Origin of the sequence: Pseudomonas sp. B21-032 (genome assembly GCF_024748965.1) — a bacterium.
Taxonomy (GTDB): domain Bacteria; phylum Pseudomonadota; class Gammaproteobacteria; order Pseudomonadales; family Pseudomonadaceae; genus Aquipseudomonas.
Genome location: NZ_CP087180.1, coordinates 1,578,439 through 1,592,851, shown reverse-complemented (window position 1 = coordinate 1,592,851; position 14,413 = coordinate 1,578,439). Strand labels below are relative to the sequence as shown.

The following is a 14,413-nucleotide window of genomic DNA, read 5'->3' as shown; positions in this document are numbered from 1 at the left end:
CGCCCCGGATAACCGGGGCGTTTTTTCAACCGTGTGAATCAGCGCTTGAGCGAGGCCGGGGTAGCCGCTGCCGCCGCTTTGCTGCGGTTGGTTTTCAGGCTGTAGCAGACCACCATCACCAGCAGCCAGACCGGAATCGCGTAGACCGAGATCTGGATGCCCGGGATCTGCAGCATGATGCCCAGGATCAGCACCACGAAGGCCAGGCAGATGTAGTTGCCATAGGGGTACCACAGCGCCTTGAACAGCGGGGTCTGGCCGGTCTTGTTCAGGTGCTGGCGGAACTTCAGGTGCGAGTAGCTGATCATCGCCCAGTTGATCACCAGGGCGGCCACTACCAGCGACATCAGCAGCTCCAGCGCGTGCTGCGGGATGAAGTAGTTGAGCAGCACCGCGACCAGGGTCACCGCTGCCGAAGCCAGGATCGAACGCACCGGCACACCGCGCTTGTCGATCTTCGCCAGGCCCGCCGGGGCATCGCCCTGTTCGGCCATGCCGTAGAGCATACGGGCGTTGCAGTAGGTACCGCTGTTGTACACCGACAGCGCCGCGGTCAGCACCACGAAGTTGAGGATGTGCGCAGCAACATCACTGCCCAGCAGCGAGAACACTTGCACGAACGGGCTGGCGCCGTAGGTTCCACCGGCGGCATCGAGGCTGGTGACCAGGCTGTCCCATGGGGTCAGCGACAGCAGCACAACCAGGGCACCGATGTAGAAAATCAGGATGCGGTAGATCACCTGGTTGATCGCTTTGGGGATCACAGTCTTCGGCTTGTCGGCTTCAGCGGCGGTGAAACCGAGCATTTCCAGGCCGCCGAAGGAGAACATGATGATCGCCAGGGCCATGACCAGGCCGCTGACGCCATTGGGGAAGAAGCCGCCGTGTTCCCACAGGTTGCTCACCGAAGCTTGCGGGCCGCCGCTACCGCTGGCCAGCATCCAGCTGCCCAGGGCGATCATGCCGACAATGGCCAGGACCTTGATGATCGCGAACCAGAACTCGGCCTCGCCGAACACCTTGACGTTGGCCAGGTTGATCGCGTTGATGAGGATGAAGAAAGCAGCCGCCGAGGCCCAGGTCGGGATCTCCGGCCACCAGTAGTGCACGTACTTGCCAACGGCGGTGAGCTCCGACATGCCCACCAGAATGTACAGCACCCAGCAGTTCCAGCCCGACAGGAAGCCGGCAAAACCGCCCCAGTATTTGTGCGCGAAGTGACTGAAGGAGCCGGCGACCGGCTCTTCGACGATCATCTCGCCGAGCTGGCGCATGATCATGAAGGCAATGAAGCCACAGATCGCATAGCCGAGGATCATCGACGGGCCCGCCGACTTCATCACCCCGGCCGAACCCAGGAACAGCCCGGTACCGATTGCACCGCCCAGGGCGATCAACTGGATATGGCGATTTTTCAGGCCGCGTTTCAGCTCGCCTGAATGCGTGTTTTGTCCACTCATGAACGAAGTCACCTGCTTGTTTTTATCTGTGACGGAATCGGACCCACCGCGCTCGTGGCGCAGCGGAATTAACAAGGTGATTACCTTGAGGATCTTGGCCAACTGCTGCCCGTCCAGGGCATAAGCCGTGGGCGAATCAGCCGGGTGTCAGCAAGAGTGCGCGGTACGCATTGGGGTCACAGTTAAAACGCGGCGCATTGTATACCCCTACAGACGCGCAGGGGTCAACACGTTGCGTGACTGTCTGACGACAAAACGCACCGGTCCTGAGGAAGGGTTCTAGCCTGGGGAGGTAATCGGCGTACATGGCGCCTCCATTTGTTCTTATTGAATGCCCGGCTCTCCGGCCCGGCTTTGCACACGGCAATGGCGCCTATCTCACCGCTCCCGGGGCCTGCGAACAAGCTGTTGACGGGCAAGTAAAGCGCCCTGGCCCGGGGCTTTCGGCAAGTTCTGTTTACACCCATAGAAATCTCCAGCCAGGGCCCGTGTACCGGCTGACATTTGTAACGATTTATTTACACGATGGTGTAAAAACTTTCCACGGCTTACGGAAGTGTCTGTAAGACAAGGAAATTTGCGCAAAAAAAAAGCCAACCCGAAGGTTGGCTTGTTTAACCGGCCCGACTTACGGGCGCGGTTTGTTGCGGGTGCTGCCCGGACGCTTGGGCGCCGGCTTGCCGCGTTTGTTCATGTCGCTTGGGCGCTCGGCCACGGTGCTGCTGCCACGGCCGCTGTCCTTACGCGGCGCTTCACCACGCGGCTGACGGGCTGGACGCTCGTCGCCACGGGGCTGGCGAACCGGACGCTCGGCTTCACCACGAGGCTGGCGCGCAGGGCGCTCGCCGGTTGCAGCGCCGTCCTGGGCCGGACGCAGGGTGCGCACGCGCTCGCCACGGCCCAGCGGACGGGTGGACTTGCGCTGCAGGCGCTCGAGCTTGTCCTTGCTCTTGTGGTTCAGGGCCGGCATGGCCACTGGGGTCAGGCCCACTTCGGCGGCAAGAATGTCGACTTCCTGCTGGCTCATTTCGCGCCAGCGGCCCATCGGCAGGTCGGAGTTGAGAAACACCGGGCCGAAACGCACGCGCTTCAGACGGCTGACCACCAGGCCCTGGGATTCCCACAGGCGGCGTACTTCACGGTTGCGACCTTCCATCACCACGCAGTGGTACCAGTGGTTGAAGCCTTCACCGCCAGGGGCTTCCTGGATGTCGGTGAAACGCGCCGGGCCGTCTTCGAGCACGACACCGGCCTTGAGGCGGGCAATCATGTCTTCGTCGACTTCACCACGCACACGCACGGCATACTCACGGTCCATTTCGTAGGACGGGTGCATCAGGCGGTTGGCCAGCTCACCGTCGGTGGTGAACATCAGCAGGCCGGTGGTGTTGATGTCGAGGCGACCGATGTTGATCCAGCGGCCTTCTTTCGGCCGTGGCAGGCGGTCGAACACGGTCGGACGGCCTTCCGGGTCGTCACGGGTGCAGATCTCACCGTCGGGTTTGTTGTACATGATCACCCGGCGCACGGTTTCGGCAGCTTCTTCGCGCTTGATCACGCGGCCGTCGACCGAGATCGCATCGTGCAGGTCGACGCGCTGGCCAAGGGTGGCATTGACGCCATTGACCTTGATCCGGCCCTGGCTGATCCAGGCCTCGACGTCGCGGCGCGAGCCCACGCCGATACGGGCGAGAACTTTTTGCAGTTTCTCGCCTGATGGTGGCAATGGCTGGGTTTCTTGCAGGTCTTTTTCACTCATGCTGGGCACCTCCCGGTGTATTTACGAAAATCTGGTATGGCGAACAAGCGCCAAAAAGGGTCGCGAATCATACGCTGATCGCGACGTGAACGCACCTGAGACTAGCCGAAATTGCAAAAATTGCCGGGTCTATCCGCCCGAAGGCCAGGGTTACTGATGCGGCGTCTGCGGTTCGGTTGCCAACGGCTCGTCGTCCAGATCCACCTGGGTATCGTCGACCAGGTCATCGAAATCGGTTTTGAGCCCTTCTTCCATGGCGTCCAGTTCGGTCAACAGGCTGCGGAAGCTGGTTTCTTCCTGGGGCTCTTGCGGCTCGGCACTGGCATCGGCCAGGGCCTGCAGGTGCGCCGGTACCGGGGCATCGTCCAGTTCCAGTACCGGTTCGGGCTCAGGCTCCATCTCGCGCAACTCGGCCAGCGGCGGCAGGTCATCGAGGTTCTTCAGGTTGAAGTGGTCGAGAAAGGCCTTGGTGGTGGCGAACATCGCCGGTTTACCCGGCACTTCACGGTAGCCGACGATGCGGATCCACTCGCGCTCGAGCAGGGTCTTGATGATGTTGGTGTTGACCGCCACACCGCGCACGTCCTCGATCTCGCCGCGGGTGATGGGTTGGCGGTAGGCGATCAGCGCCATGGTCTCCAGCAGGGCCCGGGAGTAGCGCTGCGGGCGCTCTTCCCACAGCCGGCCGACCCAGGGTGCGTAGTCTTCGCGGATCTGCAGGCGGTAACCCGAAGCCACCTCCTTGAGCTCGAAGGCGCGGCCATTGCAGGACTTGCGCAGCACCTCCAGGGCCTTCTTGAACACCGCAGGTTCCGGGCGCTCGGCTTCCTCGAACAATTCGTACAGGCGCTCAAGGGATTGCGGTTTGCCCGAGGCCAGCAAAAAGGCCTCGAGCAGGGGCGCCAGGTCGCGCGGTTCGTTCAGGTTCATGGGCTTGCTCAGTTGTTACTCGGCGCGGGCGCGGACATGGATCGGCGCAAAGGGCTCATTTTGCACCAGTTCGATCAAGGATTCCTTGACCAGTTCGAGAATCGCCATGAAGGTCACCACCACCCCGAGCTTGCCCTCCTCGGCGCTGAACAGCTCGACGAAGGGCACGAAGCCGCCGCCCTTGAGGCGCTCAAGCACTTCGCTCATGCGCTCGCGGGTCGACAACGCCTCACGGCTGACCTGGTGGCTTTCGAACAGATCACCACGGCGCAGCACTTCGGCCATCGACACCAGCAGCTCTTCCAGGCTGACCTCGGGCAACAGCTTGCGCACCTTGGCCTGCGGCGCGTCCAGGCGCGGCACGATGACCTCGCGGCCAACCCGGCTGAGGCCGTCGATGCCTTCGGCGGCGGCCTTGAAGCGCTCGTACTCTTGCAGGCGGCGGATCAGTTCGGCACGCGGGTCGGCCTCTTCTTCCTCGACCTCGGCCGAACGCGGCAGCAGCATCCGTGACTTGATCTCGGCGAGCATCGCCGCCATCACCAGGTACTCGGCGGCCAGCTCCAGGCGCACGGTCTTCATCAGTTCGACGTAACCCATGTACTGGCGGGTGATTTCCGCCACCGGGATGTCGAGGATGTCGACGTTCTGCTTGCGAATCAGGTACAGCAGTAAATCCAGAGGCCCTTCGAAGGCCTCCAGAAACACTTCCAGGGCATCCGGCGGAATGTACAGGTCCACCGGCATCTCGGTCATGGCTTCGCCATACACCAGCACCAGCGGCAGTTCCTGCTGGGCGCCTGCTTGCGGGTCGATGCTCGCTTCGCTAGTGGTCGCCTGGCTCACGCTTCGACCATGAACGGCGCAGGGTCGCCGCAACCGACGCGGATCACTTCCGGCTCATCGCCCGCCAGGTTGATCACGGTCGAGGCCTTGAGGTCACCAAAGCCGCCATCGACGATCAGATCGACATGATGCTCCAGAGCCTGGCGAATCTCGTAGGGATCGGTCATCGGCTGGTCTTCGCCGGGCATGATCAGGCTGACGCTCATCAGCGGCTCGCCGAGCTCTTCGAGCAGGGCCAGGGCAATCGGGTTGGACGGCACGCGCAGGCCGATGGTGCGGCGCTTTTCGTGCAGCAGCAGGCGCGGCACTTCGCGGGTGGCGTTGAGGATGAAGGTGTACGGCCCCGGTACATGGGCCTTGAGCAAGCGAAAGGTGGCGGTGTCGATCTTGGCGAACAGGCCCATTTGCGACAGGTCGCAGCAGATCAGGGTGAAGTTGTGGTTCTTGTCCAGCTGACGCAGGCGGCGAACCCGTTCAACCGCGTTCTTGTCGCCGATCTGGCAACCCATGGCGTAGGAGGAGTCGGTGGGATAAACCACCACGCCGCCCTTGCGGATGATTTCGACGGCCTGTTTGATCAGGCGCGGTTGCGGGTTTTCCGCATGAATCTGGAAAAACTGACTCACGTTCTCTTCCTGTTCAGACTGCCGCGATAGGCTGCTCATGTTTGAATCGGCGCCACAGTGGTGGCAGGTCCTCTGGCAATGGCCGGTAGACACCGATCTCGCCCCAGGTGCCAGGGCCATGGAAATCACTGCCGGCACTGGCCAGCAGACCGAATTCACGGGCCAGGATCGACAGAGTGCCTACCTGTTCGGCCGGCATCATGCCGTTGACCACTTCCAGCGCCTGCCCGCCTGCTTGAATATAGTCGGCAATCAGCCGGCGGCGCTTGCTGCGGGTTAAATCGTAGTGCATCGGGTGGGCCAGGCTGACCCAGGCATCGGACTGGCGCAACGTCTCGACGGTCTCCTCCAGGGTTGGCCAGTGCAGCTTCACGTCGCCCAGCTTGCCGGCCCCCAGCCACTTGCGAAACGCCTCGGCGCGGTCTTTTACATAGCCTGCGCGCACCAGGTACTCGGCAAAATGCGGGCGCGCCGGGGCATTGCCGCTGTCGCCCAGTTCCTGCTGGATGGCCCGCGCGCCGTCGAGCGCGCCCTTCATGCCCTTGAGTGCCAACCGTCGGTCGATTTCTTCCGAACGCAACCAGCGACCACGGTGCAGCGACTCGACGGCGGCCTGCAACGGTGCGGCGTCGAGGGGGAAGTTGTAGCCCAGCACGTGAATGGTCGCCCCGCCCCAGGTGCACGACAGCTCGATGCCGCTGACCCAGTGCATGTCCAGGGCCTGGGTGGCGGCGCGGGCTTCGAGCTGGCCTTCGAGGGTGTCATGGTCGGTCAGCGAGAGCATCCGCACGCCGTGCTCATGGGCCCGGGCGACCAGAACCGTAGGCGACAAGGCGCCGTCGGAGGCCGTACTGTGGCAGTGCAGATCAACATTCATAGGTGGCGCTTTCGCTGTCATTGATGTTTGTTATTATGCCGTCACATCCTGCTTCTGGCTGCCACTGTGAAACAATTCATCGATTTCATCCCGCTGCTCCTGTTCTTCATCGTCTATAAGCTCGAACCGCGTGCCGTCGAATTTGCCGGGCACACCTTCGAACTGGGTGGCATCTACAGCGCCACGGCGATGCTGATCATCAGCTCGCTGGTGGTCTACGGCGCCCTGTTCCTTCGCCAACGCAAGCTGGAGAAAGGCCAGTGGCTGACGCTGGTCGCCTGCCTGGTGTTCGGCGGCCTGACCCTGGCCTTCCACAGCGAAACCTTCCTCAAATGGAAGGCGCCGGTGGTCAACTGGCTGTTCGCCCTGGCCTTCACCGGCAGCCACTTCATCGGCGACCGGGTGCTGATCAAGCGCATCATGGGCCACGCCCTGACCCTGCCGGAGCCGGTATGGACGCGCCTGAACATCGCCTGGATCGGCTTTTTCCTGTTCTGTGGCGCGGCCAACCTGTTCGTTGCCTTCACCTTCCAGAGCTTCTGGGTCGACTTCAAGGTGTTCGGCAGCCTGGGCATGACCGTACTGTTCCTGGTGGCCCAGGGCGTGTACCTGTCGCGCCACCTGCACGACAGCGACCCGAGCACTCCGCCTTCCACTCCCAAGCACGAGGAATGACATGCTTTACGCCATCATTGCCACAGACGTAGCCGACTCGCTGGAAAAACGCCTGGCCGCGCGCCCGGCGCATATCGAACGCCTGCAGCAGCTCAAGGAGCAAGGCCGCGTGGTACTGGCCGGCCCGCACCCGGCCGTTGACAGCAACGACCCGGGCGCCGCCGGGTTCACCGGCAGCCTGATCGTCGCCGAATTCGACTCGCTCAGCGCCGCCCAGGCCTGGGCCGACGCCGACCCGTACATTGCCGCCGGCGTCTACGCCAACGTCATCGTCAAGCCGTTCAAGCAAGTCCTGCCGTAATGCCGCAGGGCGGTGGCCAAGCCGGCACACCGCCCCTTGCAGCTTTCTCTTGGCAAATGCTCATTATTCTCGCCCGATGGCCGACAACCTCCTGAACCATCCAATGGAATCAGGAGTTCCGATGCGTCAAGGTCCGTTGTCCCTGCTGCTGTGCCTGTTGCTGCTGACCCCATTGGCCCAGGCTGAAGAGCCCAGCGGCTCCAGCACCCCGCTGTCGCTCAGTGCCGGCAGCCAGATCACCGAGCTGCAACAGCGCCTCAAAGAAAGCGAGCGCCTGCGCGAAACCCTGGTCCAACAGCTGCACAACGCCGACAGCGAACGCGAAAGCGCCCAGCTCACCCGTCTGCGCCAGGAAAACCAGAAACTGAAGCTGGCACTCAAGGAATTGCAGGCCAGCGCCGCGCCGAAACTCATCACCGAGCAGCAACAATGGTTCCTGATTGGTGGCGCAGTTGCCCTGTTTGCAGCACTCTGCGGTATCTTTGCCAGTGGCGGACACAGAAAGCGTCGGCAATGGTTGAATTGAGTGAGTCATGAGCGAGCTGTTACTGATTGATGATGACCAGGAACTCTGCGAGCTGCTCGGCAGCTGGCTGACCCAGGAAGGTTTCGTGGTACGTGCCTGCCACGATGGCCACAGCGCCCGCAAAGCGCTGGCCGAACAGGCGCCGGCCGCCGTCGTGCTGGACGTGATGCTGCCCGACGGCAGCGGTCTTGAGCTGCTCAAGCAGCTGCGCAGCGAACACGCCGAACTGCCGGTGCTGATGCTCTCGGCCCGTGGCGAGCCGCTGGACCGGATTCTCGGCCTGGAGCTGGGCGCCGACGACTACCTGGCCAAACCTTGCGACCCGCGTGAACTCACCGCCCGCCTGCGCGCCGTGCTGCGCCGCAGCCACCCCAACGCGACGCCGAGCCAGGTGGAAATCGGCGACCTGTGCTTCAGCCCGGCCCGCGGCGTGGTCAGCATCGACGAGCAAGAGCTGGCCCTGACCCTCTCCGAGAGCCGCATCCTCGAAGCCCTGTTGCGCCAGCCCGGCGAGCCACTGGACAAGCAGGAACTGGCGCAGATCGCCCTGGGCCGCAAGCTGACCCTGTACGACCGCAGCCTGGACATGCACGTCAGCAACCTGCGCAAGAAGATCGGCCCGCACGCCGATGGCCGCCCGCGCATCGTCGCCCTGCGCAGCCGCGGCTACTACTACAGCCTGTAATGTCAGCACGGCGCGCAGGCATCTTTACCCAAGCTTTACCCTTGCCTGACCGCCGCTGACCTTGATCTCCCTAGACTGGGCACATCCGGTAACGACCGGCCTCAGAAAGGAGAGTCACCATGCGCAAGACCCTTATCGCCCTGATGTTCGCCGCTGCTCTGCCCACCGTTGCCATGGCCATGCCAGATGCCGGCGGCCCGCGCCACGGCGAGCACCACCGCGGTGGAGCGCCTTTCGCCCAGCTGGACCTGAGCCGCGAACAGCGCCAGCAGATCGGCAAGCTGATGGGCGAGCAGATGAAAAGCCGTCAGGAAATCACCCAGCGCTACCTGGAAAAACTCCCGGCCGCTGACCAGAAGGCCCTGAAAGACGAGCTCAAGGCCAAGAAGGACAAGACCCAGGCCGAGATTCGCGCCCTGCTCAAACCCGAACAGCAAAAACAGTTCGACGAAATGAAGAAAAAGCAGGATGAACGCCGCGCCGAATGGGCCGAGTTCAAAGCCTGGAAAGCTGAAAAAGCCAACAAGGCCCAGTAAGCTGTCAGCCACCCGCCCGGCCTGCCCCAGCAGGCCGGGCTTTTTCCGTTAGAGGTGCCTCTTTTGCGTTCATTGTTCTGGCGCATCCTGGCCAGTTTCTGGCTGGCCATCGCCCTGGTTGCCGGGCTGTCGATCCTGCTCGGGCACATGCTGAATCAGGACGCCTGGATTCTCAGCCGCCACCCGGGCCTCAATACCCTGGCCAAGAACTGGACCCAGCGCTATGAACAGCAAGGGCCGGAATACGCCCAGCATTACCTCGAACACCGCAAGCGCCGCTACAACATCGATGTGCAAGTGCTCAACGACAGTGGCGACGCCGTCGTGCCCGGCACCTTCCCGCGCCGCGCCGCCGCCTTCGAGGCGCGCCGCCACAACGACGACCGGCGCCTGCCGTGGCGCCGCCTGACCGAGGAATACACCAGCCCCGACAGCGGCGAGACCTACCTGCTGATCTATCGCATCCCGCACCCGGAACTGGATGCCTGGCACCGCGACAGCCTGCTCTGGCCGTTGAGCGCCCTAGGCATCGCCCTGGTGGTGCTGACCCTGTTCAGCCTGCTGGTGACCCTGTCGATCACCCGCCCGCTGAGCCGCTTGCGCGGCGCCGTGCATGACCTGGGGCAAACCACCTACCAGCAGAACAGCCTGGCCCGCCTGGCCAACCGCCGTGACGAGTTCGGCGTACTGGCCAACGACTTCAACCGCATGGGTGCAAGGCTGCAAAGCCTGATCGGCAGCCAGCGCCAGCTATTGCGTGATGTGTCCCACGAACTGCGCTCGCCGCTGGCACGCCTGCGTATCGCCCTGGCCCTGGCCGAACGCGCCGAACCCGAGCAGCGCCAGGCCCTGTGGCCGCGCCTGACCCGCGAATGCGACCGCCTCGAAGCGCTGATCAGTGAGATCCTGGTGCTGGCCCGGGTCGATGCCGAACAGGCACGGGCCGAACCGGTGGACCTTGATGCCCTGCTGGCCGCCGTGCACAAGGACGCGCAACTGGGCGCGCCGGAGCAGGAGATCCTGCTGCAGCATGAACCCGGGCTCAACCTGCAAGGCTGGCCGACGCTGCTGGAACGGGCGCTGGATAACCTGCTGCGCAATGCCGTGCGCTTCAACCCGGCCGGGCAGCCGATTGAAATCACCGGGGTGCGCGAAAGCGACAAGATTGTGCTGAGTGTGCGTGACCATGGCCCGGGAGTGGCCGCAGAGCACCTGGCGCAACTGGGCGAGCCGTTCTACCGGGCGCCCGGGCAGAGTGCCGCAGGCCATGGCCTGGGGCTGGCCATTGCGCGCAAGGCGGCGGAGCGCCATGGCGGCAGCTTGAGCCTGGGCAATCATCCCCAGGGCGGGTTTGTTGCCACGCTAGAGTTGCCACTGGCAAGGCCTGACTCAATATAGCTTCGCGGGGCAAGCCCGCTCCTACATTGTGGGAGCGGCGGTGCGACGCCTCGACTTGCCCCGCGATGAGGCCCTAACCCCCCCTGCTACTCCCAGGCACTGACAAAATCAGCCGTCGCCAGCACCGGCGCGGTGCGCGGTTCATTTTGTGGAGTACCCAGGTACAGGAAGGCGATGATCTCTTCGTTGTCCGCCAGCCCCAATCCCTTGGCCACATGCTTGCTGTACGAAAGCTCACCGGTACGCCATACCGCACCAATACCCTGGGCATGAGCCGCGAGCAAAATACCGTGGGCAGCGCAACCGGCCGCCAGGCGCTGCTCGGACTGCGGCACCTTGAAGTGATCCTGCAGCCGCGCAACCACAACCACCAGCAACGGCGCCCGCAACGGCATGGCCCGGGCCTTGTCCAGCGCCGCCTGGCCGGTCTCGCCATTGAGTTTGACCGCTTCGGCGAGCAGTTCGCCAAGCTTGGCCCGCGCCTCGCCCTCGACCGTCAAGAAGCGCCAGGGCCGCAACTGGCCGTGGTCCGGTGCCCGCAGGGCGGCCTGAAACAGCGCCTCGCGTTGTGCGGTATTGGGTGCCGGATCCAGCAGACGTGGAACCGAAACCCGGTTGAGCAATGCGTCGAGAGCCTCCATTGGCTACCCCTTGTGGATAAATGTCGGGCTATTCTAGCGTTTACTTAAAAAGGTCCATAGGTAGAATGGCGCCCTTCCGTTTTGAGTCAGAGCAGATCACATGGCGTTGCCGACCTTAAGGATCATTGGTTTCATCATCGGCATCTTCCTGATCACCCTGGCGATCAGCATGGTCGTGCCCATGGCCACCCTGGTGATCTTCGACCGCACGGGCGACCTGCCGTCGTTCCTGTGGGCCAGCATGATCACCTTTATCGCAGGCCTGGCGCTGATCATCCAGGGCCGCCCCGAGCACGTGCACCTGCGCCCGCGCGACATGTACCTGCTGACGGTCAGCAGCTGGCTGGTGGTGTGCATCTTCGCCGCCCTGCCGTTCCTGCTGACCCAGCACATCAGCTACACCGACGCCTTTTTCGAAAGCATGTCCGGCATTACCGCCACCGGCGCCACCGTACTCAGCGGCCTCGACAGCATGTCGCCGGGTATCCTGATGTGGCGCTCGCTGCTGCACTGGCTCGGCGGTATCGGCTTTATCGCCATGGCCGTGGCGATCCTGCCGCTGCTGCGCATCGGCGGCATGCGCCTGTTCCAGACCGAGTCCTCGGACCGTTCCGAGAAGGTCATGCCACGCTCGCACATGGTCGCCAAGTCGATCGTGCTGGTGTACATCGGCATCACCACCCTCGGCGCCCTGGCCTTCTGGCTGGCGGGCATGAACGCCTTCGACGCGATCAACCACGCCATGTCGGCGATTTCCACCGGCGGTTTCTCTACCTCCGACCAGTCCCTGGCCAAGTGGGACATACCGGCGGTGCATTGGGTAGCGGTGGTGGTGATGATCCTCGGCAGCTTGCCGTTCGCCCTGTACGTGGCGACCATCCGCGGCAACCGCAAGGCGCTGATCAAGGACCAGCAGGTCCAGGGCCTGTTGGCGATGCTGGTGGCGACCTGGCTGGTGCTCGGCACCTGGTACTGGGCCACCACCAACCTGCACTGGCTCGACGCCCTGCGCCACGTGGCCCTGAACGTCACCTCGGTGGTCACCACCACCGGCTTCGCCCTGGGCGACTACAGCCTGTGGGGCAATTTCTCGCTGATGCTGTTCTTCTACCTGGGTTTTGTCGGCGGCTGCTCGGGCTCGACCGCTGGCGGCATCAAGATTTTCCGCTTCCAGGTGGCCTACATCCTGCTCAAGGCCAACTTGAACCAGCTGATTCACCCCCGGGCGGTGATCAAGCAGAAGTACAACGGCCACCGCCTCGATGAAGAGATCGTGCGTTCGATCCTGACCTTCTCGTTCTTCTTCGCCATCACCATCTGCGTCATCGCCCTGGCCCTGTCGCTGCTGGGTGTCGACTGGATGACCGCCCTGACCGGCGCCGCCAGCACCGTATCGGGCGTCGGCCCGGGCCTAGGCGAAACCATCGGCCCGGCCGGCAACTTCGCCACCCTGCCGGATGCGGCCAAGTGGATCCTGGCCTTCGGCATGCTGCTCGGGCGTCTGGAGATTATTACGGTGCTGGTGCTGTGTATGCCGGCGTTCTGGCGTCACTGACCGGCGGATCCTCTACCGGGGCCACCACGGCCCCGTTCAAGCGCGCCCGGTACTCGCCAGGGGTGACATCGAACCAGCGGCGAAACGCCCTGAAAAAATTGCTCGGGTCGGCGAAACCCAGAAGATAGGCAGCCTCCAGCAGGGTCATGTTGGCTTGCGCCAGGTACTGCTCGGCAAGCTCGCGGCGGGTATCGTCCAGCAGCGTCTGAAAGCTCGTGCCCTCTTCCTGCAAGCGCCGCTGCAAGGTGCGCTGCGACAGGTGCAGGGCCTGGGCGATGGTTTCGCGCTTGGGCTCGCCCTGGGGCAAAACCCGGCACAACACCTGGCGCGCACGATGGGTAACCCGGCTTTCCGAGAAGCGCGCCAGGTATTCGCCAGCAAAGCGGTCGTGCAAGGTGGCCATGGCCTCGTTGGCCGTCGGCAGCGGCGCCTCCATATCAGCGCGCTCGAACACCAGCGCATCGTAGGGCGCGCTGAACACCAGCGGGGCATGGAATGCGGTCTTGTAAGGGCCCAAGTCCTTGGGCTGCGGCCCCTGGACCAGCACCCGACGCGGCTGGATCACTCGCCCGCTGAGCCAGCTGCACAGCGCCAGGGCGCAGGCCAGCGAGGCTTCGGCACTGTGCCGGGTGGGTGGCAGGTGATCGCCATGCACGGTCAGAATCAGCGCATAGCCGTCGGGCTCAAGGCGAAAACTCAGGTCGGAGCTTTCGGCGATGATCCGCTGATAGCGCACCAGCCGCTCGAAACCTTCGGCCAGGGTGCGGCTCGACATCAGCGCGTAGCCGACCACATGAAAGGACGCCGGGCGTACCACCCGCGCCATGTTCAGGCCAATCGCCTGGTTGCCGGAAAGGTCGACCGCCAACTGCCACAGGCGGGTCATGGAGTCCTGGGTGAAGCGTGCGTCGGGATCGTCCAGCGCGGTGAAATCCAGGCCAAGTTGCTTGAACATGGCACGGCAATCGAGCCCTTCCAGTTCAAGTGCCTTGACGATCCCTGATGCCCAGCTTGCTGACGTGGTTCTTTCGCTCATGGCTGGCTTCTTTTGTTACCGACAAGCCGCTCCTGCGGCGATCTCAAAGGATACTCAATTGGCGCCTATTGTCACTGCTCTGTAGTGTTACTCACTCTAGACTCAGATCAGGCTCCACGCCGTGTATCTTCGTCAGATTGACCAGACTCTGGAGCAGTGTCGTGAACAGCCCTCAGCAATTTCGCAGTTTTGCCGAGTTCTACCCCTATTACCTCGGCGAGCACAGTAACCCCACCTGCCGGCGCCTGCATTTCGTCGGTACCAGCCTGGTCATCGCCGTACTCGCCTTTGCCCTGGGCAGCGGCAACTGGTTGCTGCTGCTGGCCCTGCCCTTTGCCGGTTACGGCTTTGCCTGGGTCGGGCACTTCTACTTCGAGAAAAACCGCCCCGCCACCTTCAAGCACCCGCTGTACAGCCTGATTGGCGACTTCGCCATGTACCGCGACATGCTGCGCGGCAAGGTCAGCTTCTGATTTCGGCCCGCAAGGTCAGAAACCCGTCCCGTGCGGCCACTGCCCCGACCAACGGTACAGGTAGAGTGCCCTGAAACCCCGCGTTTCGG

The 14,413-nt window shown here is 63.4% G+C and carries 15 protein-coding genes and 1 pseudogene; 8 read left to right on the top strand and 8 right to left on the bottom strand.

The annotated features are described in order from the left end of the window. Positions 1–38 precede the first annotated feature (38 nt). The 6 genes and pseudogenes from LOY54_RS07335 to LOY54_RS07310 all read right to left on the bottom strand — a co-directional run bounded on the left by LOY54_RS07335 (position 39) and on the right by LOY54_RS07310 (position 6,498). Complete coding sequence (locus tag LOY54_RS07335) at positions 39–1,460, bottom strand: amino acid permease (RefSeq protein ID WP_045200547.1); 1,422 nt, start codon at positions 1,458–1,460, stop codon at positions 39–41. A 628-nt stretch (positions 1,461–2,088) separates the two neighbouring features. Next, positions 2,089–3,219, bottom strand: a complete 1,131-nt coding sequence (gene rluB, locus LOY54_RS07330; RefSeq protein ID WP_045200126.1) for a 23S rRNA pseudouridine(2605) synthase RluB — start codon at positions 3,217–3,219, stop codon at positions 2,089–2,091. A 171-nt stretch (positions 3,220–3,390) separates the two neighbouring features. Then, a pseudogene (gene scpB, locus LOY54_RS07325) lies at positions 3,391–4,149 on the bottom strand (SMC-Scp complex subunit ScpB); the annotation flags it as partial. Positions 4,150–4,164: 15 nt separating this feature from the next. Next, the gene (locus LOY54_RS07320) at positions 4,165–4,863 is read right to left on the bottom strand and encodes a ScpA family protein (protein WP_177329175.1); all 699 of its coding nucleotides are present in this window, start codon (positions 4,861–4,863) and stop codon (positions 4,165–4,167) included. 128 nt (positions 4,864–4,991) lie between these two features. Then, on the bottom strand, positions 4,992–5,621 hold the full coding sequence (locus LOY54_RS07315; RefSeq protein WP_045200120.1) for an L-threonylcarbamoyladenylate synthase: 630 nt from the start codon (positions 5,619–5,621) through the stop codon (positions 4,992–4,994). 13 nt (positions 5,622–5,634) lie between these two features. Beyond that, on the bottom strand, positions 5,635–6,498 hold the full coding sequence (locus tag LOY54_RS07310) for a PHP domain-containing protein (protein WP_045200118.1): 864 nt from the start codon (positions 6,496–6,498) through the stop codon (positions 5,635–5,637). 66 nt (positions 6,499–6,564) lie between these two features. Between LOY54_RS07310 and LOY54_RS07305 the strand changes: the two genes are divergently transcribed. The 6 genes from LOY54_RS07305 to LOY54_RS07280 all read left to right on the top strand — a co-directional run bounded on the left by LOY54_RS07305 (position 6,565) and on the right by LOY54_RS07280 (position 10,619). Continuing rightward, on the top strand, positions 6,565–7,173 hold the full coding sequence (locus LOY54_RS07305) for a septation protein A (protein WP_195883338.1): 609 nt from the start codon (positions 6,565–6,567) through the stop codon (positions 7,171–7,173). Position 7,174: 1 nt separating this feature from the next. After that, complete coding sequence (locus tag LOY54_RS07300) at positions 7,175–7,474, top strand: YciI family protein (RefSeq protein ID WP_045200113.1); 300 nt, start codon at positions 7,175–7,177, stop codon at positions 7,472–7,474. Positions 7,475–7,595: 121 nt separating this feature from the next. Then, complete coding sequence (locus LOY54_RS07295) at positions 7,596–8,000, top strand: translation initiation factor 2 (RefSeq protein WP_045200111.1); 405 nt, start codon at positions 7,596–7,598, stop codon at positions 7,998–8,000. A gap of 7 nt (positions 8,001–8,007) precedes the next feature. After that, a complete protein-coding gene (locus LOY54_RS07290; RefSeq protein ID WP_045200109.1) occupies positions 8,008–8,685 on the top strand; it encodes a response regulator transcription factor in 678 nt (225 codons plus the stop codon). Between the two features lie 119 nt (positions 8,686–8,804). Then, positions 8,805–9,221: a Spy/CpxP family protein refolding chaperone gene (locus LOY54_RS07285; RefSeq protein ID WP_045200107.1), complete on the top strand. Its 417-nt coding sequence runs from the start codon at positions 8,805–8,807 to the stop codon at positions 9,219–9,221. 63 nt (positions 9,222–9,284) lie between these two features. Further along, the gene (locus LOY54_RS07280; protein ID WP_045200105.1) at positions 9,285–10,619 is read left to right on the top strand and encodes a sensor histidine kinase KdpD; all 1,335 of its coding nucleotides are present in this window, start codon (positions 9,285–9,287) and stop codon (positions 10,617–10,619) included. Between the two features lie 86 nt (positions 10,620–10,705). Here LOY54_RS07280 and LOY54_RS07275 read toward each other — a convergent pair whose 3' ends face one another. Beyond that, positions 10,706–11,260 carry a nitroreductase family protein gene (locus LOY54_RS07275; protein WP_213602085.1) on the bottom strand — a complete coding sequence of 185 codons (555 nt, stop codon included), beginning with the start codon at positions 11,258–11,260 and terminating at the stop codon, positions 10,706–10,708. A gap of 100 nt (positions 11,261–11,360) precedes the next feature. On the opposite strand from LOY54_RS07275, the gene LOY54_RS07270 reads away from it, so the two are divergent. After that, complete coding sequence (locus LOY54_RS07270) at positions 11,361–12,815, top strand: TrkH family potassium uptake protein (RefSeq protein WP_045200101.1); 1,455 nt, start codon at positions 11,361–11,363, stop codon at positions 12,813–12,815. Here LOY54_RS07270 and LOY54_RS07265 read toward each other — a convergent pair. After that, a complete protein-coding gene (locus tag LOY54_RS07265; protein WP_258610065.1) occupies positions 12,772–13,851 on the bottom strand; it encodes an AraC family transcriptional regulator in 1,080 nt (359 codons plus the stop codon). The genes LOY54_RS07270 and LOY54_RS07265 overlap by 44 nt on opposite strands. 161 nt (positions 13,852–14,012) lie before the next feature. Between LOY54_RS07265 and LOY54_RS07260 the strand changes: the two genes are divergently transcribed. Then, positions 14,013–14,324: a DUF962 domain-containing protein gene (locus LOY54_RS07260; protein WP_045200097.1), complete on the top strand. Its 312-nt coding sequence runs from the start codon at positions 14,013–14,015 to the stop codon at positions 14,322–14,324. The last annotated feature ends 89 nt before the right edge of the window (positions 14,325–14,413 follow it).